This is a genomic window from Variovorax glucosi (assembly GCF_051216695.1).
In the GTDB taxonomy this organism is placed as follows: Bacteria; Pseudomonadota; Gammaproteobacteria; order Burkholderiales; family Burkholderiaceae_C; genus Variovorax.
The window spans coordinates 834-1,143 of the sequence record NZ_JBPJZE010000276.1 but is presented as its reverse complement, the minus strand read 5'-3'; the positions used below and the strand labels follow the sequence as shown (position 1 = coordinate 1,143).

Annotated in this window: 1 protein-coding gene; it reads left to right on the top strand. The window is 68.7% G+C overall.

The window, feature by feature from the left end; translation table 11 throughout:
* Window positions 1–310: ABC transporter permease (locus ACSFA3_RS24925; RefSeq protein WP_435508033.1), on the top strand; the 310-nt coding region annotated here is incomplete at both ends.

The following is a 310-nucleotide window of genomic DNA, read 5'->3' as shown; positions in this document are numbered from 1 at the left end:
CTGACGCACGTGGTGGTGGTGATGCCCTACGCGCTGCGGCTGGTGCTGGCCTCGGCCACGGGCCTGGACCGCGATGCCGAGAAGGCCGCGCTCTCGCTCGGCGCGAACCGCATGACCGCGTTTCGCCGCATCGTGCTGCCGCTGATCCTGCCGGGCGTGGTCGGCGGCTGGATGCTCGCCTTCATCCAGAGCTTCGACGAGCTCACCATGACCGTGTTCGTTGCCACGCCGGGCACCACGACGCTGCCGGTCGCCATGTACAACCAGATCGCGCAAACCATCGATCCGCTGGTGGCGTCGGTGTCGACCG